This is a genomic window from Sporosarcina sp. E16_8 (assembly GCF_017347095.1).
Classification (GTDB): Bacteria; Bacillota; Bacilli; order Bacillales_A; family Planococcaceae; genus Sporosarcina.
Map to the genome: position 1 here is coordinate 1 of NZ_JADPRZ010000015.1, position 21,315 is coordinate 21,315.

Here is a 21,315-nt window from a genome sequence, read left to right on the forward strand (position 1 = left end):
ATAGTTCCCTTTTTCTCTAATTTACGTTGGACATTAATTTAGCAATCATTGGACAATGGTTACCGTCAATCGATGGACATTAAGCCGTGTCAGTAACATAAATATTATCTAAAGTATTTTCATTTTGAAGAATTGACAATAACACAATTATTTTGTTCTCAACTATCTCTATTTGTCTTATTTCATGTGTAAACTCGATACTACTTCCATCAATTGTTAACTTTTTATCTTTATAACTAACATTCATATAGACTCACTACTCTCTCAATAACTATTTTGGGTAATAATCTTGGATTGGTAAACTCTCCAATTCTTTAACCCATTAAGTCAAACTGAACTCCTCCACCTGCCCCCCATTAAGATTATCTGAATTATATATAAAAGGGCGGCAGTCAATTTAACCACCACCCTAAAAGCAAAATTCTTATTATATAATGCTATCTCTTTTTTCTTAACATCTAGTAAAATAAATACCTTAATGAATTCACTGGAAATATTCACCTCTTCTTTCGTGAGTAGCTAAATCTGCATATCGTGTCGTAATTGGTAATCGGCTATTTTTCTCTACAAAATGTAGGGTTATTTTTATTGAAGTCTCCAAATCAATCCAGTTACCACATGAAATAAAAATGGGTTTCACATCTTTTCTCGTTCTCAACACTGCCCCATATACTTCTCCATCAATTTTAATTAAAGTAAAATCTCCTATTTCGTTTTTCGGCATTTGAAAATCGGTATCTTTTATCTTTAAGTAGCTTTTTGCAACACCTATCGTAGGTTTCTTCAGATAGAATGAGGCATGTGTTGCGATTCCCATATGCCTATAATGAAGATAACCATTTCCATCAAACATAAAAAGATCCGGATCACTTTGTAGCTTTTTCACTGCTCGCATTACCAAAGGAAGTTCCCTAAAAGCCAAGTACCCTGAAATATATGGTACATCTATTTGTCCTAAACATTCTACTTCTTCAATAACTTTCTTTGTAATATAATCTATTACTACAATACAACAAACGCCATAATCTATTTCCCCCTCTGTCCAATATGCAATATCAATACCGGCTACTAAACGAATATCTCCTAATTGAAAACTATTTTTTAATGAAATTTTTGAAATCCATTTTTCTTGTTCTCTTTTAAACACTTCTTCTCTTTCCATTGTCCACCAATTTTCTAGCATAAGTTTAATTTGATTCTGTTGGTTCTATCTTTCCTTCTAACACATTGCCATGTTCATCATATTTTTTAAAAGTCTTTAATCTACCTAAAACTCTATATTCAACTACTTTTAAAACACCATTTTCATAGTACTCTTTTTGTATACCTTCTAATGTATTTTTGGCTAGATATTTAATTTCTTTAACTTGTCCATTAGGATAAAAATAAAGCATTTCTCCGTTCTTAACCCCTCCCTTAACTACATAGTAACTTGCTAAATCACCATTTTCAAAACAGTCATAAATTATACCAGTAAATAAATGTTCATTATCATCTTGATCATATTCTACTATAAAGGAATCATATTCATCCCCTCCATAACCAAAACTGCTCCCGAATTTTTTGCCATTTTTCACAATATATTCTTTATCAAATATCTTATCTTCCAATCTTTGGCACCTCCGATATTACTTCAAATCCGTCTAGTAAATACGTACAGTGTGGACAACATTTAAACATAATTCCACCAGGTTTAGTCCTATTAATTCCTGATCTTATTACATTTACATTTAATTCTTCTATTCGAGCATTAGGATTCGTCTTTAGGGCATTATTTACAGCTATAACTTCGGCATGGGAGCCAGCCCCCTTACTTAGCTGACTATAAGATTCAAATATTTCTATTGGTATATTATCAAGTCTATTTTTAAGTAAAGGAACTAACTCCGGAACTGCTCCATCAAAAGCATTTATAGCATAGTGGTATTGCCCAGTTGTTTTATCATATACTCCTGCAAGAGCTGGTCCCATTTTATCTTTTCCAAAATTAGGTCTACCATCATATATTTGTTCAAGTCTTTCCAATTCATTCTTTGTCTCACCACGTAAGTTAATTCGTTGATTAATTTGTTCAGATGTTAACTTACCGTATTTATCATGCAAATTGTCCAATCGATCTGCGTACCTTCCTCTTTGAAGGTTTTCAGCTCTACCTATCCCCTTATCAACATCAACCATAGGAGATTTAGTCGACTCTTGAATCTTACCCGTATCCTTATCACCAACAGTCCTTACTGATTCTTTCGAGCCTAGCCCTTTTACGCCTCCCACTGCTAAGGTCGCAGCCCCAAAGCTGTTTTCCCAATGTTCCTTGGAAAATGGATCCTCCGGCATTAATGCGCCCTTTACCATTTCCGTAATACCCAACGTCGCGTAATCGAAAAAGTCTTCTGGTGAATCTGCCAACTTACTCGTTCTACTTTTCGATCCCGAAATAAGCGCATCTGAAGCACCTATTGTTACATAATTCGCAAAATCATATGGAGAATCGAGTGCTTTACCGGTTCGTGTTTTTACTCCGTCTACAAAGTCGGTTCCGATTTCCTTAAAGCTATTGAAAGATTTCACGAAAGGATTGGGATTGCTAGTAGACGTGGGAGCGGGAACAGTGCAGACTTTTCCGCTATACATCTCGTAATTTCTCGTGGTTGAATAATTCGACCAATCCAGTGTTCCGGCATGCGTCGCCATACATGGAAGCGTTAAAATACTCGACCCATAAAGAGTTCTCGGTCCATCCACTAATCCATAGCTAAACTCAACCGGATCTTCACCAACTAACAGCGCTCCAAGCATCGTTGTCGGCTGACCATTCATGCCCATCCTGACAGGAAGACCGGCCATAACTGCGGTGTGTTGCGCCAAATCTTTCTTTAGCGTGTTTTTTGACGACAATGTTGCCCATTGATTCACTGAGAAGTTAATAGCAGTAACTCCATCTGTAAACAGCCCTTCAATATCCGAAATCCATGTTTCCATCGTCAGTAGATCTTGCGCAATTGGCGTTAACGAAGTCGTCTGATTCGCATCGAATTCATGCAATTGTGTGAGCGTAGTTTCTCGTTTAATTGTAGCAGTGTGAACGCCTTCCTGCACTTCGTTATCATTGAGATGCGGAAGGGCAACAATGTCCGCAACTTGATTCATGATGCTGTTCGCTTCATCCGTTAGACTCTCCGTCAGTTGCGCAATGTTCTTCAACCCACGTTCGATTTCTACGTCTAGGAAATGCTCACGAATGAAACCTGACGAATCTGGTTCGAGTGCATCAAGAGCAGCATCTATCTGTTTTAGCACGTATGTAAAACGGTTCTGATATAGCTTGAAAAACTGAAGGAACGGCAAGTGGCAGTCCGCGTAAAATGCACGGATTGCGTTGCCCCCTTCGCCCTTCAACGAATCCTCCATCGCAATGAGCCCTTGAACCGCTCGATGGATGGCTTCCATTTCGTTGCCTAGACGATCAAGCATCGTGATGTTCCGATGGAGTCCATCCTTTAACAGATGAACATCAAGTACCTTCAAAAAGCATCGCCCCCCAATTGTCCGGCAACTATGATAATCACTTTCAACTGCTCCCAATCTCTTTTAGTAGCCAATAATCCCCTGACGATAAACATCCCTCTCCCTGTCACATTCAAAAATCTAATAAATAAAAATACTTTCCTATCATGTCATACGAATATAAAGAGGTATAAGTTTCCTATTTAAAGGGAAATGGTCCATAAGGCTTATTCTTTTCCGATATTTTCATTACTAAAGTTACGAAGTCATAAGGCAAGCACTCTTTATAGACGAGATGCAGGATTATATAAGATAAAAATAAAAGCACCGCTAAATGCGATGCTAATTGATACTCTAAAAGCGTGCTGATGGGGACACCGTTTGATCTGTTTAATGACCTTTTATCACCCGAACAGAACCCGTTACTTTGGGCAGCCAGTTACTTTTTAGTTTGTTAATTAGTCACTAATAAGCGGGTGGTCATCTGCGTCATACGTTTTATCTTTCCTGCGCATGTCGTTGTCTTCTTGGAATACTCCTTCGAAAAAACGGCTTGCTGATTGAGCGAGCAATTTATAATATTGCTCAAATAACAGAGTGGCGCGATTACCACTCCACACTTCAGGCAGTAGCTCTTTTGGGAGACCTGGATCTGTAAAGAGAAACTTTCGGTATTCGTGTACAAGATTGGTCCGCTCCACGAAACACTCTGCATACGTCATTTTACTTTCGTTTATTATTCTTTGGTGGACAATGTATTTTTTGCTGTACGTCGCAATGAATTCTTGATATTTCCCTTCAATTTCTTGAAGTGGCCAGCTTTTTTCAACGAGCAACTTGTCCGCTTGCGGTCCTTTATAGTCACATACAAAGAAATCCACGTAAGACTGAATATCATACTTTTCAATAAGAAGGTTCACTTCTTTTTCGAGATCAATTGGCGAAATCCAGCATCCATTTGAAAAATTGCCGAATCCGCTCCATAATAACTCTTTTCGAAGTTCATCGCGAATTTGTCTTTTTTCTTCCGGAATCGTATACATAAGCATGCGCCATTTTCCGTCCCAGTCAGTTGGATTTAATTTAAAAATACGAATTGCCGCTTCTTCCATCCGTGCTTCTCCACGCGCTGTCAAGAAATAATAGCTTTTATTCCCTTGTTTTTCGGATTGAAGCCATCCTTGCTTCATCATTCTTGAGACGGCTACTCGAACCGATTGTTCATTATGACCAAATTCCTTCAATAACCGTATCAGGCTGCCAATCCATACTTTGTTGCCGTAATGGCGGATATAATCACCGTAGATTGTAAAAATCATTGATTGTGTATTTGCCATGATACTCACTCTTTCTTTTTTCGTTCCTTATGGTTGTATCACGATTCGATAGTTTTTTTATTCCGTTATGTTCTCAATAATTACTGCAATTCCCTGACCTACTCCAATACACATCGTTGCGAGTCCATATTGAACGTCCTGTCTTTTCATTTCATATAAGAGTGTCGTTAATATTCGGGCACCGCTCGCGCCTAAAGGGTGTCCAAAAGCGATTGCTCCACCATTGACGTTTACTTTTTTAACGTCTAATCCTAACTGCCTAATACACTCGAGCGATTGGGAAGCAAAGGCTTCATTCAATTCGACGAGCCCTATATCATGCATCGTCAGTCCCGCACGTACTAGCGCTTTTTTTGAAGCAATTATCGGACCAAGCCCCATAATGGCTGGTTCAAGTCCCGCGGTTGCTCCCGTAACGTATTTTGCTAAAGGTTTAAGATTTAATTCCTTCGCTTTTTCAGCACTCATAAGAAGCAAGGCACACGCGCCATCATTAACGCCTGATGCGTTGCCTGCTGTAACTGTACCACCTTCAAATAATGGCTTTAATTGTGCCAGTTTCTCAAGCGTAATGTCCGGCCTTGGATGCTCATCTTGATCAACAGTGATTTCATTGCCTTTTCTGTCCTTATAAACAACTGGAATAATTTCTTCGGAAAATCTGTTATCTTCTATTGCTGCCTTTGCACGTTGTTGGCTTTCATACGCAAATAAGTCCTGATTTTCTCGCGTTATTTTGTACCGCTGCGCGACGCTTTCAGCGGTACGCGGCATCGAATCCGCTCCGTACATTTCTTGTAGTTTTTCATTCGTAAAGCGCCAGCCAATTGTTGTATCTTGCAGTTCCATATTACCTCGTGGATTTGCCTTATCCGGCTTTGCCATAACAAGGGGTGCACGCGTCATACTTTCCGTTCCGCCTGCAATGTAAATATCGCCATCCCCAACTGCAATTGCTCTTGCAGCGTAAATAACAGCGTCAAGCCCTGAACCACAAAGACGGTTAATCGTTGTGCCTGCCACTTCGACAGGAAGTCCCGCCAACAAGGCGGACATTCGAGCCACATTACGGTTATCTTCCCCGGCCTGATTGGCGTTTCCGAGAACAACTTCTTCAATCTGCTTTGCGGGTAGGTTTGGACTCCGTTTGATAAGCGCCTTAATAACGACTGCTCCTAAATCATCCGGACGTACGTCTTTTAAAACGCCATTGTATCTTCCAATAGGTGTACGGACAGCGTCTACTATGACTACCTCTCTCATTTCGTAACCAACTCTTCTCCAAGTGTATAATCGTAGACACCTTTGCCACTTTTCCGTCCTAGACGCCCCGCTTTGACGTATTGTTCCAGGAGTGGTGCTGGTCGGTACTTCTCGCCAAGCTTTTCATATAAATAGTTCAAGTTGTTCAAACGTGTGTCAAGACCCACTAAATCCACGAGCTCGAATGGACCCATGGGGTAATTTAAGCCAAGCTTAATCGCTTTATCAATTTCTTCCGCTGTTCCAATGCCCTCTTGCAGCATGTAAAATGCTTCATTTCCGACTAGTGCACTGATTCGGCTTGTAACAAACCCGGGAAATTCATTAATAACAACTGTTTCCTTCCCCATAGTGACAGCAACTTGTTTAATCGTCTCTACCGTCTCATCACTCGTTTCCAAGCCCCGGACAATTTCAACAAGAGGCATTTTATGTACGGGATTGAAAAAGTGCATGGCGATTGTTTTTTCTGGACGTTTACCAAATGATGCAATTTCTGTCGGGCTCATCGTCGATGTATTCGTTGCAAAATAACACTCTTTCGAAGCGAGTTTTTCAATTTCTTCAAACACTTGTTTCTTAATCAATGCTATTTCAGGTACAGCTTCAATAATTAAATCCGCGTTCTCTGCTACTTTTGCAAGAATATTTTCATAACTTAGATTTTGGCGCGCTTTTTCAGCTTTATCCGCAGAGATTTTTCCATACGTAAGTCCTTTTTCAAATATAACTTCAATTTCGTTCTTTGCATTTTGAAGTGCAGTTTCGTTAATATCAACAATTGTAACTGAGTAACCACCAAGTGCTGCAACATAGGCAATCCCTCTACCCATCACGCCGGAACCGACAACAACTATACGATTAATCATCAGTAATCCTCCTTTTTTTGATGAAAGAATACGGACAGGAGATAATACATTCCTGTCCGTCATTTTTAAAAAGATAAGGAAATATTAGTTTTTCAATTTGGAGCAGTGTCTAGCTCCATGCGCCAACCCCTCGGTCATAAGCAATCCAGCTATGTGGCAAAGAGCGCCACGTCGCTAGATCGACTTATGCCTGTCGGGGCTAAACGGCGCCTTACGCTTTTCATAATCCAAATGGATTTACTGGGCGACTACCAAAGTACGACATGATGCTTTTCGTTTCAGTGTAAAGATCAAGAGATCCAATTGATAGCTCACGGCCGAATCCGGATTGTTTATAGCCACCGAATGGTGTACCTGGGAATGCAGAGAATGGCGTGTTGATCATAACGATTCCCGCTTGAATTTGGTTCGCAACACGTGTTGTAGTTGCAGTATTTGTTGACCAAATAGATGATGCTAAACCAAAATCCGAGTCATTCGCTAATGCAATTGCCTCTTTTTCATTTTTAAACTTCGATACGACGACAACTGGTCCAAAGATTTCTTCACGTACAACTTTCATGTCTTGTGTGACGTTTCCAATTATCGTCGGCGCATACCAAAATCCATTTTCAAAGCCAGCTGGTTTCAATTCTTTACCACCAGTAAGGATTTCAGCTCCTTCATCGATTGCGGATTGAACATACATTTTCACTGTGTCCAACTGGACTTGATCGATAACTGCACCCATATGTGTTGCTTTATCAAATGGATCTCCAATTGCGAGTTTTTCAGTTTTAGCAATAAATGTCTCAACGAACTCATCGTACACACTTTCATGAATATAGATTCGTGTACGTGCATCACAAGATTGACCTGTGTTATTGAAAGCTCCGTAGAGTGAACCATCAACGGCCGCATCAATATCTGCATCTTCAAAAACAAGGCTTGGGGATTTCCCGCCAAGTTCTAGTGTTACGCGTTTTACTGTTCCTGCTGCTTTTGCCATAATGTCTTTTCCAATTGGTGTAGAACCCGTGAATGCAACTTTATTCACTAGATCATGCTCTACCAAGTAATTACCGATTTCAGATCCAGAACCCGGTAAAATGTTAACGACGCCCGCTGGAACGCCTGCTTCGTAACAAATCTCCCCAAGAATAATAGCTGTAAGTGGCGTTAGCGACGCTGGCTTAATAACGACTGAGCAACCTGCTGCAATAGCCGGTGCAATCTTCCAAGCTGCCATCATAAGAGGATAGTTCCATGGAATAATTTGCGCACATACACCAAGTGGTTCTTTTTCTGTGTAGTTATGGAACTGACCAGGTACGTTGTTTACAGATCCACCATGTCCAACGATAGCGCCCGCGTAAAATTCAAAGTCTTCAATCGCTTGTGAAATCTGCCCTTTAGCAGCTGCAAGTGATTTACCCGTATTCAAAACTTCAAGTTCTACAAGCTCATTAAAGCGTGAGCCCATAATTGCTGCAATTTTGTTTAGTACACGTGCACGACGTCCTGCAGGAGTTATCTTCCATTTCCCGTTATCAAATGAATCTCTGGCAGCTTGAACAGCTTTTTCAGCGTCTTCATTCGTCGCTTTTGCTACTTCAGCAAGTAGTTCACCCGTCGCTGGATTATAAATCTTTGTGCGCTCGCCACTGCTACTTTCGACCTGTTCACCGTTAATGAAAAGCTTGTAGAAGTTACGTTTCATTGATTCTCGCTCTATTGTTCCTTCTTGAATTGTCGTCATTGGTTTGTTTCCCCCTATTGTCCTGAATAAACAGGTTTTCTTTTCTGCATAAATGCATCTATACCTTCGCGATGATCAGTCGTTAAACCGGCTATTCGTTGCCCTTGTGCTTCTTGCTCAAGATAGTCTTCAAATGATAGTTCTGTAACTGCCTTCAAAGAGCGTTTTATCAATCCTATTGCTTTTGTTGGCAGCGTCGCAAGATGTGCCGCAAATGCAGATACGTCAGCATCCCATGATTCTGATGAAATCAGTCGGTTTGCAAGACCCATTGCCACCGCATCTTTAGCCGGCACTTTTTCACCTAAAATGGCTAATTCTGCAGCTTTAGATTGTCCGACTAACTGAGTTAAATAATAAAGATTACCCGAATCTGGAATAAGACCGACATGGATAAATGCGTTCAAAAAACTAGCACGCTCTGAAACAAGTCTGAAATCACATGCAAGCGCAAGACTGAACCCCGCTCCTGCAGCCACCCCATTTACGGCTGCGATAATCGGTTTTCCACATTGTCTAATTTGTTTAATCATCGGTCCATAATGGTCTCTTAACACTTGACCATGATCCATAAGTTCATCAACTTCCGATAAATCCTGGCCTGAACAAAATGCCCGTCCCTCGCCTGTAATGACAACACAGCGCACTTGTTCATCGAATGAGGCCGCTTTGATAGCCTCTTTTACTTCACGATTCATCTGTGCGATGAAAGCATTCAGTTTGTCAGGTCTATTTAAGATGAGCCATGCAATCCCATCCTTGACATCGTAACGAATTGTCTCAAACATGTAGAACTCTCCTCACTTTCCGTGAAAATCCGGCCTTCTTTTCTCAATAAATGCGTTCATACCTTCTTTTTGATCCTGCGAAGCGAAAAGTAGATAGAAATTTTTACGTTCATATTGCATTCCTTCATATAAAGGATAATCCACTGCTTTATTTACCGAGTCTTTAATGAGGCGTAGCGAGAGCGGCGGTTGTTCGGCTAGCCGATTTGCAAACTTCAGCGTTTCTTCCATTAATAGTTCAGGCGCAACAATTTTGTTAATGACTCCGTGCTTGAGAGCTGTCTCCGCGGAAATCCGCTCCCCTGTCCATAGCCATTCAAGTGCTTTCGTACGGCCTGCAAGTTTAGTCAACCGTTGCGTACCTCCAGCACCCGGCATGACGCCAAGGCTAGCTTCAGGGAATGAAAACTCTGTACCACTCGCGGCAATTAAAATATCACAGCACAGCGCAAGCTCAAATCCCCCTCCTAAAACGAAGCCTTTTACTGCACCGATAATTGGCTTTTTAATAAGCGAAAAACGGTCCCAATCAGCAAATTGGTTCAACAGTTCAAGGCTGATAGGATCATCACCCCTCATTTCATCAATATCAGCACCTGCTGAAAATGAACGGCCTTTTCCAGTGAGTACGATAGTGCGAACAATCTCTTCACGGTCAAATGTTTCCATAGCCGTAATAATTTCACCAACCATTTTTCGATTCAATGAATTTAACTGGCGGGGGCGATTCAGTTCTATCACCGCAATGTTTCCTGTTACTGTGGATTCAATGAATTCAAAGCCGTTCATTACGCGTCCTCACCAATCATTAATGTGACAAGATTACCAGCAAACCCCATTAAATCCTTTCCGGATGCCTTGCCTTCAGGTGAACGTAAGCCTTGTTGCAATGCTTCTAGGCTGTCATAATACATCTCACATGTGAGGTAATATTTGCCCTCGCCCCCCATAGGAGACCCCGTGATTTTTGTCACTTTCATTTCACGAAGTCCAGGAATTTTCGCAGTAAGTGGTCCATGAACGTTAAAGTAATGATCATCAAATTTCTCTTTGTTCTCAGGTTGTTTGTACAATGCGATTAGTTTAGCCATTTTTTCTTCACCTCCATTTACATTAGTGTCGAAACTGGTTTCATTGCCTCAAATACGTTTTTACAGCTCTTGCAATACAAAATACTTCTGCAAGCCGTCGGTCCAAAAATATTTTCCATTGATACATAGCTGGATCCGCAATATGCACAATCCACATGCCACGAGCCGTCTTCCTCCAGATAGCGAGGCGGTGGAGCAATTCCAAATTTTTTCAGATTCACATGACCTTGTTCCGTTATACGGTCTGATGTCCACGGCGGATGAAAGACGAATTCTACCTCAACTGCCTCAACTTTTGGAAGTTTCAGCACTGCATTTACCGTATTCATTTTGATAAATTCGAGCGCCGGACATCCCAAAAAAGTCGGAAGTAAGGTGATCTTCACGTTATTCCCTTCAACTATGACCTCCGCTACCATCCCGAGGTCAATAATGCTCACTGAGTCAATTTCCGGATCTTTTACATTCTTAAGTACTTCAAAAATGCGCTCGATTGAAACACCTATAGAAGCAGACATACTATTCGCCTCTTTCCTTGTTACGTTTCACCAGACCGCTACTGGGTCGAGTTTGTAAACTTCTGAAAGTGTGAGGAGCGCTTCATCCAAGTCTTTTGTATGCTCACCGTTTCGTCCGTTCATCACGGGATGATTCGGAATCGCCGGTTCCTCCATTTGAAGGGCTTCGAACACTGGGCCGATGCTAGCATGCCATCGTTTCTTCATTTCTTCCTCACTGTCTAGTAAGTTATTGCTTTCAATCTTCGGTTTTAGATTTCCAAAAGAAAATACATCTCCAAAGTCATTCATAACGACCGTAATTGCATCATTCATTTTCTTTTTTGCAACATCTGTCGAACTCATTAATTGTTTAAACCACGTTTCCCAGTGCAACTTATGATAATAAAGTTCCATTTTCACTTTTATCGCCACTTCAGCAACTGGTTTATACGAGCTATGACATAAAGAATCGACTTTCACTTTTTTTGCTTGGGTGTAAAAATAACTTCTAACAACTTGATATGCCCAATCATATTGTGGTGTTTCCATATAATAGCCTTCGCCGTTCACTCGCTCAGTTAAAATGCTGTTGTTTCTGTCTTGTGCCGGGCGTAAATGAGCCAGATCATCTGCTTTTCCGACTCCAAGATCCTCAAGTAAGTGGTAGAACATTGCGGCATGTCCCATGCTGTCTTGGCTAATTGAGGAGGAAGCGACGTCTTCTTCAATATGGGGAGCGAGTCCGAGCCACTCAGATCCACGGAATGCATACAGAAAATCATCATCTGCTAACTGGAATAGCAAATGAGTGATTGCTTCTTTATATTCCGCACTCATACTATTTTCTGTCGTGCTCATTGCCGCTCTCCTCCCCATGACAAAATCTCTTTTTCATCGAGTACTTGTTGTTCGTATTGACGCCACTTTTTCTTTAGATAGCCATAGCCTTTTGTCGTCCTGTACTCTTTATTGTCAAGCCTGCCAAGCGTCATTTTCTCTTCGGCATCCATTTTCCGAACATTTTTCCGATTTACGATCCAAATATCTGCAACAGGCTCTCGCCGCATGAAATTTTCCTGTGCCAAAACGAGTGCCATATCTTCATTTGGAGCCAATAAACTGAATTGGTGTTGGAATGTCGAGTTCGGTGTCCGCTTGCTAAAAACTTCATATTCTTGATAAAATGTTTTTTCTCCAGTCATTTTACTGACCCCTTCCATTAATTAACGACTGCACTTAATGCATCGCGTACCCATGCATTATTTTCATAAGAAGTTCGGCGCAAGTTCAGACGTTCCTGAGAACGAGGCCCTTCATTTTTAATTATTTTCTTGAATTCATTCCAATCCGGCTGTTTGTACGTCCATATTTTGCTGTCAGCATCGAATTTTATAGTCGAATCCGGGATTGTTAATCCAAGAGATAAAATACGCGGAATATATTTATCAAAAAATAGTTGCCTGAACTCTTCGTTTGTTTTCGTCCGGATTTTATACTTAATAGTCAAATCTTGTTTCGATGAACCTGTTGTTTCTTTACTCGCAGGCCCAAAGAACATTAACAACGATTCCCACCAATAATTGATAGATTCCTGAATCATTGCTTTCTGATTTTCTGTACCTTCCGCAAGTGCCATAATAATGGATTCACCATGCTGTGCATGAAACACTTCTTCCGCGCAAATACGCTGTAATGCTCTTCCATATGGCCCATAAGAAGCTCCTAACATATTTGTTTGCGTAATAATTGCTGCCCCATCAACGAGCCAACCGATTATTCCCGCATCCGCCCATGTAGTTGTTTTCATGTGAAATACATTATGAAATTTCAAGTCCCCGTTGAATAAGTCTTGCATTAAATCTCCGCGATTTTTGCCATATGGCTTAAGTAAATCTTCAGTGACTCGGAGAAGCAGCTGACCGTGGCCCATTTCGTCTTGCACCTTGGCCATAATGCCTAACTTCCTAGAAAGCGACGGAGCTTTTGGTACCCATTCTTTCTCAGGGAGAGCCCCCATTATTTCGCTTATTCCATGCATGGAAATCAATTTAATCAATGTTAGTCTGTATTCTTCAGGCATCCAATCATCAGCTTCAATTTTGTCACCTGCTTCAATCCGATGCATAAAGTGAGCTAACTTTTCTTCTTCCGAATTGTGCAAACTCGTCATCTCATACCCCTCCCTAATTCAAGGTATGTGTTTCCGGCATGACATATAACACTTATATAACGTTAATGAAAATTAACGTTATATAAGTGGATGATACAAATCACTATATATGTTGTCATAAAGAATTCCATTGAATCCGCTACGGCGCTAGGGGATGCCTCCCGCATAAGCCAGGCGGCTTTCGCCGCTAGACTTAGGGCTTCGGCTACCCCTTGTAAGGCGCATTCGCTTTGGATGAAATGATCACAACACTTTACTCCGGCTTAAAAGTGGCGACCATACAAGTAACAGGTTGATGCTATATAGCAAGTGACACTGCCTTAAACTCGTAAAGGAAATGCTATAAAGAAGGAGTAAGTACTGGACATATCCCGCTGTAACTAGTTACGGCTTTGCATTTATTGCTCCTTTATGGATAGGTAAGTGGTTATTCACTGGTTGCCAAAAGCTTAATCTTGAGTACATTGTGCACCTGTATCTTTGGAGAGGGACGGACGAACCGCCACCATACGATTAACGAGAAAGCTGTGTAGGGATGCGTATTTATCGCATCCCTACACAGCAAGAAATCCCGATAATAGTGCAGTAGTCGTTCAGTTTAAAGCGATTGGATAGCACCTGTACATAGGGGGCCTAGTTTTTTAGCAGCGAGAATCTCACTAACAACGTAGTGGCACAAAGCAACAACAATCCAAAGATTCCAACCGCAATACCTGTATTTTGTAAAGTCAGGGTCGAAGCTGGCAAACCGCATAGGGTCGGATCGAATGAAATAGCACCTACCATCGTCCCCATGACTGCCGCTACCCCTCCGTTAAAAAAGCCCGCAAGTACCGATTTCCCACTAGCCACAGAACTGAATTGAGTGCCTATTACAATGCCAATCCATAAGTTAACTGTACAGATAACAGTAAAATCAATCGGAAAAATCAAATATAACGTGATTGCGATGACGAAACTGGTAATCTGTCCCGCGGCTAAAGTACCTGCAAAGCTGAGACGATCGCCGTTTCTATAACGTGACTTATAGAATAATGCATACATATAAACGCCCAACAAACTACTTAACACGAGCAAAAACAACCCAAATAAGATCATTGCACGCCGCTCCTTATGTTTTTCGAGAAGACCTCGTCGCTCTATATAACATCATAAATGAGCACAAGACGAAAAATTCCATCATGACAGCAAACGGAATACTGTATGACGCGGCAGCCCCAATCATCGGTGCCATCATTCCCGTCATAAGCCCGCTAATATATCCGGTGAGCAACGTTTGATTGTCAAACAATCCTCCGAACAAACTTCCCACCAGCATTCCTGTCAAAGCAGCAAGTATCGTAACCTCCATATAATAGAACGGGAATTCATATATCAAAAGAACACCCGTTCCAAGAGCTAGTCCCCCGCCCGCTACCATGGCAATATTCATGCCAAGATGAAATTCAATCAATTTTCTTCGCCTGTATAAAAACCGATAAGTGACAACGGCAAGTAGAAATTGAAAGATTAACAAACTCCAGATCCACGCCGACAAACGGATTCCCCCCTCCCGACATTCTATGAAAACGAAGTGTAAAAGAATCAAAAAATGCCAAGTGCTAACACAATTTTAAATTGTGTTAGCACTTGGCACCGATTTATCATGACGAATGTTCTGTTAACCATCCATCAATCAAAGGAAACGTATTAGTAATCGCTCTGCGACCGGCAACAACTGAAACGTGACCTGTATCCGTCAAATGGAACGTTTTGTCCTTACTTGAAACCTTAGCGTTAAGCGGTTCTACTTGGTTGGGTGAAGCGATGACATCATGCTTTCCAGCAATATTCAAAAGATTTGCTGTAATCTTACTTAACTCCACCTTCTGTCCTCTTACATAGAGCTCATCATTGATCAATTTATTCTCTTGATAAAACTCACCAATCCATTGTCTGTAGGCCTCACCAGGGAATGGAATTCCGTCATTCAACCATTTCTGCATCAACTTCCAATTGTTAACAAATTCCTCATTATCAGCACGATCTGCAAGACTGACGTATGGTCCATAGAAATTCGCAATCGGGTTTAATAGCTTGTTTCCATAATCAATCATATTATGTGGAATCATACCAAGTGTATCAACTAATTTATTCAAATTAAAATAACGTTTATCCAACCAATTCGAATATAAACCTGCATCTGAAAAGTCAAAAGGACTTGTCATAAAGACTAAATTTCGGATGGGCAATTCAGGATGGAGTGCCGCAAAAATTGAGGTCATTGTTCCCCCCATGCAATATCCGAGCAAGCTTATTTCCTTCGCATCCGACGTTTGCAATACTTTCTTAACAGCGCGCGGTATATAATCTAAAATATAATCATCCAACTTCATATATCTATCTTCATAACCCGCGGTGCCCCAATCTAGCAAATAAACGTCATGGCCTTGATTTGTCAGATGCTCGATTAAACTATTACCAGGTGTTAAATCCAATATATACGGTTTATTGATCAATGCATAAATCATTAAGATAGGAACGCTGTTCGTTTTTTTAATCGCTGGTTGATAGCGATAAAGTTTCGCTTTATTCTTTGTCCAGATGACTTCTTTAGGGGTTTGACCGACTTCCGGCTCCGGTTCGTTTGTCAGGACATCCGTCATCCGTTTAATGCGTTCAAAGCCTACTTTAACATCAGCCGGCATTGTTTCCATCCATTTCTCAACATCTTTCACGTTTGAATTACCCATTTTATTCCTCCTGTCAAGATTCAATCATTTATAAAGGGCTTCCTCCGCGGAAGCCCTCTTTCCAAAAGTTAATGAATAGCAGGTTATTACATGTATAATCCGCCATTCACATTAATCGATTGGCCCGTAATATACGTAGCTTGTGCAAGGAATAATACCGCTTCTGCGATTTCTTCCGTTTGCCCCAAACGCTGCATTGGTATTTTTGAAATGATGCCCTCTTTAACATTGTCAGGCATTTCTCCAACCATTTCTGTTTCAATGAATCCAGGACAAACGGCATTGACCGTAATACCGCTTCTCGCGGTTTCCAATGCCAGTGATTTCGTTAAACCAATTAATCCAGCTTTTGAAGCTGCATAGTTTGATTGCCCGAATCCGCCCGCCTGTCCGATGATTGAGCTTACGTTAATGATTCGACCAAATTTCTGCTCTAACATATGATTAATAACTTCCGAAGTTGTATAGAATACACTGTTTAGATTGACATCGATTACCTCGTTCCAATCCTCGTTAGATAGTTTGCGGAACGTACGGTCCCTCGTAATTCCAGCATTATTCACGAGGATATCGATCTTGCCAAAACGTTTTTTCACTTCTTCCATAAAGCTTTTTACATCGTCCGGTTTAGATACATCAGACTGAATTGCACAAGAAATTCCACCTTGTTCCTCAATTTCCTTTACAACAGCCTCCGCACAATCCGTTCTCGTTTGATAATTAATCGCAACATATGCCCCATTTTCAGCCAATACTTTAGCGATTGTTGCACCGATTCCACGTGATCCGCCTGTTACAACTGCCACTTTCCCTGCAAGTGGTTTACTACTTATACTTTTTTCAGTTAGTTCGATTATACTCATCGCCATCGCTACATACACTTCCAATCACTCTATTTTTTAGCCATTTAGTTGAATAGTTGTTTTATTTTTTTCTCATCTCTCACTGTTTCACTGGTTTATCTTTACCTATTACTTCAAGCGCTTCAAGCACTTTATCTAATTTCTTTTCAAGGTTTGAGACCGATTTTCTTAATTGGCTAATTTCTTTTGTCGCATCAAGTTTACTCAGTTCTTCGTCGAATTTATCATCAAGATCGTCCAATTTTCCTTCTAAATTAATAACGAGTGACGCAACGTCTGCAAGTTCTCCCCGCGTGGGTATATTAACTTGTTTCAAATAGGACTCAGTTGTCTTTTTTGTGAGTTCCTGATATTGCAAATAATGGTTTAAGGTCTCCCCCATTCCTTTGGAGAAGGATTCCTGCTTTAATGATTCTTGGATTGCATCATTCCAGCTTGCTTCGGTTTGATCATACATGTTTTTCCACATCTTAAATGGATCAAGTGGCAATGTTTGTGACAAAATATTCATCTCCTTAATCGTATTAAGTTCAGTAAATGCTAACTGATCCGTTATACATAATTATACAATCAATTGGTTGTTTGATATATAAATAGAAAGGGCTAACTATTCTTACTTCTACTCGGTTATCCAACAACATTCGACACATAACGCTCTACTGTAGGGTTTAGATAGACTTTCGCTAATGGAAGTAAACTGTCGTTCCACTTCTTGACGACTTTTCCAATGTATGAATGTTGGCTAGTACATATACATAAAATGTTCATTTACTTGAATAATTTTTACAAATCAAGATTTTACATTGCCTGAATTTTCGCGTTTGACAAAACAATCACATAGGTGTAAATTACATGTATGGACATTTCCAATGATTGGTTGGTGATAAACGATGGATTCAAAACAGGAGACAACTAAGAATGATAAAAGTGTCAATTTAGGAACTCCAAAAAACTTCCTAATTCCAATCATGCTATTACATTTACGGGATTTGAATTCTCATGGGTATGAATTGATGCAAAAAATCACACAGTTCGGATTCGATTCAGTTGATCAAGGGAATCTTTATCGGATTCTACGTCAACTTGAAAAGGACGCAATGGTCACGTCTGTTTGGGATACGACATCCGGTGGACCAGCAAAACGGATTTATACGATTACGGCAGCCGGTGAGCAATATTTAGAGGTTTGGGCAAGTTCGCTTGGGCATTATCAAAAAATGCTAGATCAGTTTTTCAATTTATACAATCCATTTTTCACTCCTTACAAGTCGCCTTTGAAAGATTCGGATGAGGAATATTAAAAAAGGGTCCATTGCACATTCGTTGCATGCAACATATAGCACGCCATGATTCACGTTTACACTAAAAAGGGGGAAGTATGTATGACGAAGAAAAGAACTGAAGATCAACAATCACTTAACGCTGTAGATTCAATCTGGGATGGCTGGTTGAACAGTTTCAAAACACTTCAAGGGTTCCAAGCTGAAATTGACGAAAAGTCATTACAAGCCATCGATAATCAGAAAGAAATGCTTAATTCTACACGTGGAATATTGAGCAAAATAGAAGAAGAGGCTAACAAGAAAACTGAAGAGTTGAAAACAAGCTTGCAAAACACGATGAATACGATTGAAAAAGAACAAGTCGGGTCAACTGTTTCCACCTGGATGAATCAAATGGAGGATATTAACAATTCGGTCCAAACGCTCTCCTGGGCTCCTAACAAAACCATATTGGATTTGTTTTCGCAGTCCCAAGATCAATTTCAAACGAGTGTGAAAGAAGCTTTGAGCCAGCAACAACAAGCGCGTTCTGAAGTACTGAAAACAATTGAAAAATTAACCGAGCAAATGAGACAAACGCAAAAAGGACTCCTACCATCCAGTTAATAATTAATTCGTCTGAACAGCACGTATTCAAAATCCGAGTTAACCGGGAGGAGTTAGAATAGTGCCTACCTATGATGAGTTAAAAATCGGTGATAAGGCTAGCTTTTCTAAAACCATTTCTGAATCAGATATTTATCAATTTGCCGGTATCACCGGCGATTTTAATCCATTGCATATTGACGCTGAATATGCAAAAAAGACCATGTTCAAAGAACGCATTGCACATGGCATATTAACCGCTGGATTCATTTCATCTGTATTAGCGATGAAGCTGCCTGGACCAGATACGATTTATTTATCACAGAACCTTCTCTTTAAAGCTCCCGTTAAAATTGGGGACACTGTCAATGCGGAAGTCGAAGTGTTAGAAAAAAAAGACTCCAAAAAAATCATTCGCCTCCGTACACTAGTAAAAAACCAACATGGTGAAATTGTCATTGATGGAGAAGCTGTTGTGATGAAGTGAGTTTTTCATGCATGTCGTTTTGCACTTTCCTTAAGCACTTACATGTTGTTTGAGATACGAAAATGACTAAACAGCTGGCTTAGGAATACCTGCCAGCGGTTTAGTTTTGTTAGGGTGAGAGGCATCCCCTAATCGCCGAGGCGTTATTGAGTGGTATCTTTCATTCAACTTAAATATGTACTGTTTTTATAGCATTTTAAATAGACCTTCTCTAGTCATTTCAGCCATCCATTACCTTTCTGCACGTGTGTTGATTAACCAGTAAATTATTGCTTATTTTGCGATAAAAGACTAGGCGCCCTATGTACAGCTGCTTTTGAATTGCTATGGACTGAACGGCTACTACATCATTAACCGGGCTTCTTACCGCATAGGTATGGCGGCCGTTCGTCCGTCGCCCTCCAAAAGTACAGATACACTAAGTGCTAACGCTTTTGGGAACAAATGAATAGCCACTTACCTATCCAAAAAGGAGTAGCCAACCGGACAGCGAAGGGTTCGGTTTGTATAATTTCTGCGTTCTTTGCAGAAATTATACAATAAATGCAAAGCCGTAACTAGTTACAGCGGGATATGTCCAGTGCTTACTCCTTTTTTATAAAATTTCCTTTTCGATTTTATAGAAGTGTCACTATTTATATGTCGTACTCTGTTACTTGTATGATCAAGGCTTAATTAAAAGGGAAAGAGTGCCCGAAATTTCATCTTCGGGCACTTGCAAGTTCTATAGAAAGGTTGCTATTCTCTCATCTTCCAAAGCAATTGCATTTTCCACTTGAACGTTATAGGTACGCGGCGGACGAATAGCCACACTTACCTTACTAGTTATTCATGTAATATAATGGTTAATCAAAAGAAGTGTTCCTATATCCATTTAGTCACTTAAACAAGAGATTTTACGTCTTCCTCTTCTTCCTTCCAAGCAGGTAACATTTCATTTAGTTTTTTATCTTCACGGTAACCTAACACATATTCAGCCTGCATGACCGTATGGATCTCACGTGTTCCTTCGTAAATTACTGGTGCCTTGGAATTCCGCAAATAGCGCTCGACTGGGTACTCATCTGAATAGCCGTATGCACCGTGGATTTGAACAGCATCATCTGCCGCTTTATTGGCAAAATCACATGCTTGCCATTTCGCCAGTGAGGTTTCCCTCGTATTGCGTTTCCCTTCATTCTTCAGTTCGCCTGCACGGTAGACGAGTAAACGGCTCATTTCAAATCCAGCTTCCATATTTGCGATCATCTGTTGGACAAGTTGATGTTTGCCGATTTCTTTACCGAATGTCTCACGCTCATGACAATATGCTACGCTCGCTTCTATACAAGCCATAATTTGCCCGACCGCTCCCGCCGCAACAGTGAAGCGACCGTTATCCAGTGCAGCCATTGCAATTTTGAATCCTTCACCTTCTTCTCCAAGCAAGTTCTCTTCAGGAACTTTGACATTTTCAAAAAATATCTCGCCTGTATTTCCAGCACGGATGCCTAGTTTTCCTTTTATCGCCTTGGAAGAGAAGCCTTCCCAAGTCCGTTCTACGATGAATGCCGATATCCCTTTATGCTTCTTTGATTTATCGTCTGTGTATGCAAATACTAAGAAGTTATCAGCTTGGTCACACAAGGAGATCCATGTCTTCTGTCCATTTAAAATATAATGATTGCCCTCTTTTATTGCTGTTGTTTGCATTGCTGCAACGTCCGAGCCAGCTCCAGGTTCAGTCAGTCCAAAAGCACCAATCTTTTCACCTTTTGCTTGTGGAATTAAGTATTTTCGCTTCTGTTTCTCGTTACCCCATTGAAGCAATGTCATGCTATTTAAACCCGTATGGACCGAAACAGCAGTACGGAATGCAGTATCCCCGCGCTCAAGTTCTTCGCAAACGATTGCCAATGAATTATAATCCATCCCACTTCCGCCGTATTGTTCAGGAATACAAACACCCATTAATCCAAGTTCAGCAAGTTTCGGCAAAATAGACGGATCATATTTCCCTTCACGATCCCAGTCCCCGATATGAGGCATAATTTCCTTATCCACAAATCCTCTTACCGTGTTTCGTACCATATTCTGCTCTTCTGTGAATGAAAAATTCATACAAA

Annotated in this window: 24 protein-coding genes; 3 read left to right on the forward strand and 21 right to left on the reverse strand. The window is 40.6% G+C overall.

All coding sequences use genetic code 11. From position 1 onward, the window contains the following. Window positions 1-79: 79 nt before the first annotated feature. From I2484_RS21995 to I2484_RS11215, 20 genes are all read right to left on the reverse strand, one after another. Window positions 80-247, reverse strand: a complete 168-nt coding sequence (locus I2484_RS21995) for a DUF7957 family protein (RefSeq protein WP_481886403.1) — start codon at window positions 245-247, stop codon at window positions 80-82. 237 nt (window positions 248-484) lie between these two features. Continuing rightward, window positions 485-1,162 carry an endonuclease V gene (locus tag I2484_RS11125; protein WP_255551334.1) on the reverse strand — a complete coding sequence of 226 codons (678 nt, stop codon included), beginning with the start codon at window positions 1,160-1,162 and terminating at the stop codon, window positions 485-487. Window positions 1,163-1,187: 25 nt separating this feature from the next. Further along, window positions 1,188-1,610, reverse strand: a complete 423-nt coding sequence (locus I2484_RS11130) for a toxin-antitoxin system YwqK family antitoxin (protein ID WP_207151096.1) — start codon at window positions 1,608-1,610, stop codon at window positions 1,188-1,190. Beyond that, window positions 1,600-3,525, reverse strand: a complete 1,926-nt coding sequence (locus I2484_RS11135) for a T7SS effector LXG polymorphic toxin (protein WP_207151097.1) — start codon at window positions 3,523-3,525, stop codon at window positions 1,600-1,602. Before I2484_RS11135 ends, I2484_RS11130 begins: the two co-directional genes overlap by 11 nt. 437 nt (window positions 3,526-3,962) lie before the next feature. Continuing rightward, complete coding sequence (gene paaX, locus I2484_RS11140) at window positions 3,963-4,841, reverse strand: phenylacetic acid degradation operon negative regulatory protein PaaX (RefSeq protein WP_207151098.1); 879 nt, start codon at window positions 4,839-4,841, stop codon at window positions 3,963-3,965. 57 nt (window positions 4,842-4,898) lie between these two features. Beyond that, the gene (locus tag I2484_RS11145) at window positions 4,899-6,104 is read right to left on the reverse strand and encodes an acetyl-CoA C-acyltransferase (protein WP_207151099.1); all 1,206 of its coding nucleotides are present in this window, start codon (window positions 6,102-6,104) and stop codon (window positions 4,899-4,901) included. Beyond that, window positions 6,101-6,973 carry a 3-hydroxyacyl-CoA dehydrogenase gene (locus I2484_RS11150; RefSeq protein WP_207151100.1) on the reverse strand — a complete coding sequence of 291 codons (873 nt, stop codon included), beginning with the start codon at window positions 6,971-6,973 and terminating at the stop codon, window positions 6,101-6,103. Before I2484_RS11150 ends, I2484_RS11145 begins: the two co-directional genes overlap by 4 nt. A 220-nt stretch (window positions 6,974-7,193) precedes the next feature. Beyond that, window positions 7,194-8,711, reverse strand: a complete 1,518-nt coding sequence (locus tag I2484_RS11155; RefSeq protein ID WP_207151101.1) for an aldehyde dehydrogenase family protein — start codon at window positions 8,709-8,711, stop codon at window positions 7,194-7,196. A gap of 14 nt (window positions 8,712-8,725) precedes the next feature. Then, window positions 8,726-9,499 carry an enoyl-CoA hydratase-related protein gene (locus tag I2484_RS11160; RefSeq protein ID WP_207151102.1) on the reverse strand — a complete coding sequence of 258 codons (774 nt, stop codon included), beginning with the start codon at window positions 9,497-9,499 and terminating at the stop codon, window positions 8,726-8,728. A gap of 12 nt (window positions 9,500-9,511) precedes the next feature. Further along, window positions 9,512-10,288, reverse strand: a complete 777-nt coding sequence (locus tag I2484_RS11165; RefSeq protein ID WP_207151103.1) for an enoyl-CoA hydratase/isomerase family protein — start codon at window positions 10,286-10,288, stop codon at window positions 9,512-9,514. Next, complete coding sequence (locus I2484_RS11170) at window positions 10,288-10,590, reverse strand: EthD family reductase (protein ID WP_207151104.1); 303 nt, start codon at window positions 10,588-10,590, stop codon at window positions 10,288-10,290. The genes I2484_RS11165 and I2484_RS11170 overlap by 1 nt, the downstream gene beginning before the upstream one ends. A gap of 17 nt (window positions 10,591-10,607) precedes the next feature. Continuing rightward, a complete protein-coding gene (paaD, locus tag I2484_RS11175; RefSeq protein ID WP_207151105.1) occupies window positions 10,608-11,108 on the reverse strand; it encodes a 1,2-phenylacetyl-CoA epoxidase subunit PaaD in 501 nt (166 codons plus the stop codon). Window positions 11,109-11,135: 27 nt separating this feature from the next. Beyond that, window positions 11,136-11,948 (reverse strand): 1,2-phenylacetyl-CoA epoxidase subunit PaaC, encoded by an 813-nt coding sequence (gene paaC, locus I2484_RS11180; protein ID WP_207151106.1) that lies wholly within the window; start codon window positions 11,946-11,948, stop codon window positions 11,136-11,138. Continuing rightward, window positions 11,945-12,292 carry a 1,2-phenylacetyl-CoA epoxidase subunit PaaB gene (gene paaB / locus I2484_RS11185; protein WP_207151107.1) on the reverse strand — a complete coding sequence of 116 codons (348 nt, stop codon included), beginning with the start codon at window positions 12,290-12,292 and terminating at the stop codon, window positions 11,945-11,947. The genes paaC and paaB overlap by 4 nt, the downstream gene beginning before the upstream one ends. Before the next feature lie 17 nt (window positions 12,293-12,309). After that, window positions 12,310-13,260, reverse strand: coding sequence for a 1,2-phenylacetyl-CoA epoxidase subunit PaaA (gene paaA, locus I2484_RS11190; protein ID WP_207151108.1), 951 nt, complete (start codon window positions 13,258-13,260; stop codon window positions 12,310-12,312). A 633-nt stretch (window positions 13,261-13,893) separates the two neighbouring features. Beyond that, window positions 13,894-14,358 carry a hypothetical protein gene (locus I2484_RS11195; RefSeq protein WP_207151109.1) on the reverse strand — a complete coding sequence of 155 codons (465 nt, stop codon included), beginning with the start codon at window positions 14,356-14,358 and terminating at the stop codon, window positions 13,894-13,896. A gap of 13 nt (window positions 14,359-14,371) precedes the next feature. Beyond that, window positions 14,372-14,797, reverse strand: coding sequence for a hypothetical protein (locus tag I2484_RS11200; protein WP_255551337.1), 426 nt, complete (start codon window positions 14,795-14,797; stop codon window positions 14,372-14,374). A 106-nt stretch (window positions 14,798-14,903) separates the two neighbouring features. Next, the gene (phaC, locus tag I2484_RS11205) at window positions 14,904-15,992 is read right to left on the reverse strand and encodes a class III poly(R)-hydroxyalkanoic acid synthase subunit PhaC (RefSeq protein WP_207151110.1); all 1,089 of its coding nucleotides are present in this window, start codon (window positions 15,990-15,992) and stop codon (window positions 14,904-14,906) included. 86 nt (window positions 15,993-16,078) lie between these two features. Continuing rightward, a complete protein-coding gene (gene fabG / locus I2484_RS11210; RefSeq protein WP_207151111.1) occupies window positions 16,079-16,861 on the reverse strand; it encodes a 3-oxoacyl-[acyl-carrier-protein] reductase in 783 nt (260 codons plus the stop codon). Between the two features lie 73 nt (window positions 16,862-16,934). Beyond that, window positions 16,935-17,357 carry a DUF4349 domain-containing protein gene (locus I2484_RS11215; protein ID WP_207151112.1) on the reverse strand — a complete coding sequence of 141 codons (423 nt, stop codon included), beginning with the start codon at window positions 17,355-17,357 and terminating at the stop codon, window positions 16,935-16,937. 388 nt (window positions 17,358-17,745) lie between these two features. On the opposite strand from I2484_RS11215, the gene phaQ reads away from it, so the two are divergent. The 3 genes from phaQ (at window position 17,746) to I2484_RS11230 (ending at window position 19,210) form a co-directional block, all read left to right on the forward strand. Next, a complete protein-coding gene (gene phaQ / locus I2484_RS11220) occupies window positions 17,746-18,156 on the forward strand; it encodes a poly-beta-hydroxybutyrate-responsive repressor (RefSeq protein ID WP_207151113.1) in 411 nt (136 codons plus the stop codon). An 81-nt stretch (window positions 18,157-18,237) separates the two neighbouring features. Further along, window positions 18,238-18,744, forward strand: a complete 507-nt coding sequence (locus tag I2484_RS11225; RefSeq protein ID WP_207151114.1) for a hypothetical protein — start codon at window positions 18,238-18,240, stop codon at window positions 18,742-18,744. Between the two features lie 61 nt (window positions 18,745-18,805). Beyond that, the gene (locus I2484_RS11230) at window positions 18,806-19,210 is read left to right on the forward strand and encodes a MaoC/PaaZ C-terminal domain-containing protein (RefSeq protein ID WP_207151115.1); all 405 of its coding nucleotides are present in this window, start codon (window positions 18,806-18,808) and stop codon (window positions 19,208-19,210) included. A gap of 882 nt (window positions 19,211-20,092) precedes the next feature. Here the strand turns inward: I2484_RS11230 and I2484_RS11235 are convergent. Beyond that, window positions 20,093-21,310 carry an acyl-CoA dehydrogenase family protein gene (locus I2484_RS11235; protein ID WP_207151116.1) on the reverse strand — a complete coding sequence of 406 codons (1,218 nt, stop codon included), beginning with the start codon at window positions 21,308-21,310 and terminating at the stop codon, window positions 20,093-20,095. Between the last annotated feature and the right edge of the window lie 5 nt (window positions 21,311-21,315).

Coding starts and splice junctions, on each gene's coding strand:
- I2484_RS21995 (WP_481886403.1), bottom strand. CDS start 247: ATGAATGTTAGTTATAAAGATAAAAAGTTAACAATTGATGGAAGTAGT.
- I2484_RS11125 (WP_255551334.1), bottom strand. CDS start 1,162: ATGGAAAGAGAAGAAGTGTTTAAAAGAGAACAAGAAAAATGGATTTCA.
- paaX (WP_207151098.1), bottom strand. CDS start 4,841: ATGGCAAATACACAATCAATGATTTTTACAATCTACGGTGATTATATC.
- I2484_RS11145 (WP_207151099.1), bottom strand. CDS start 6,104: ATGAGAGAGGTAGTCATAGTAGACGCTGTCCGTACACCTATTGGAAGA.
- I2484_RS11150 (WP_207151100.1), bottom strand. CDS start 6,973: ATGATTAATCGTATAGTTGTTGTCGGTTCCGGCGTGATGGGTAGAGGG.
- I2484_RS11155 (WP_207151101.1), bottom strand. CDS start 8,711: ATGACGACAATTCAAGAAGGAACAATAGAGCGAGAATCAATGAAACGT.
- I2484_RS11160 (WP_207151102.1), bottom strand. CDS start 9,499: ATGTTTGAGACAATTCGTTACGATGTCAAGGATGGGATTGCATGGCTC.
- I2484_RS11165 (WP_207151103.1), bottom strand. CDS start 10,288: ATGAACGGCTTTGAATTCATTGAATCCACAGTAACAGGAAACATTGCG.
- I2484_RS11170 (WP_207151104.1), bottom strand. CDS start 10,590: ATGGCTAAACTAATCGCATTGTACAAACAACCTGAGAACAAAGAGAAA.
- paaD (WP_207151105.1), bottom strand. CDS start 11,108: ATGTCTGCTTCTATAGGTGTTTCAATCGAGCGCATTTTTGAAGTACTT.
- paaC (WP_207151106.1), bottom strand. CDS start 11,948: ATGAGCACGACAGAAAATAGTATGAGTGCGGAATATAAAGAAGCAATC.
- paaB (WP_207151107.1), bottom strand. CDS start 12,292: ATGACTGGAGAAAAAACATTTTATCAAGAATATGAAGTTTTTAGCAAG.
- paaA (WP_207151108.1), bottom strand. CDS start 13,260: ATGACGAGTTTGCACAATTCGGAAGAAGAAAAGTTAGCTCACTTTATG.
- I2484_RS11195 (WP_207151109.1), bottom strand. CDS start 14,358: ATGATCTTATTTGGGTTGTTTTTGCTCGTGTTAAGTAGTTTGTTGGGC.
- phaC (WP_207151110.1), bottom strand. CDS start 15,992: ATGGGTAATTCAAACGTGAAAGATGTTGAGAAATGGATGGAAACAATG.
- fabG (WP_207151111.1), bottom strand. CDS start 16,861: ATGGCGATGAGTATAATCGAACTAACTGAAAAAAGTATAAGTAGTAAA.
- phaQ (WP_207151113.1), top strand. CDS start 17,746: ATGGATTCAAAACAGGAGACAACTAAGAATGATAAAAGTGTCAATTTA.
- I2484_RS11225 (WP_207151114.1), top strand. CDS start 18,238: ATGACGAAGAAAAGAACTGAAGATCAACAATCACTTAACGCTGTAGAT.
- I2484_RS11235 (WP_207151116.1), bottom strand. CDS start 21,310: ATGAATTTTTCATTCACAGAAGAGCAGAATATGGTACGAAACACGGTA.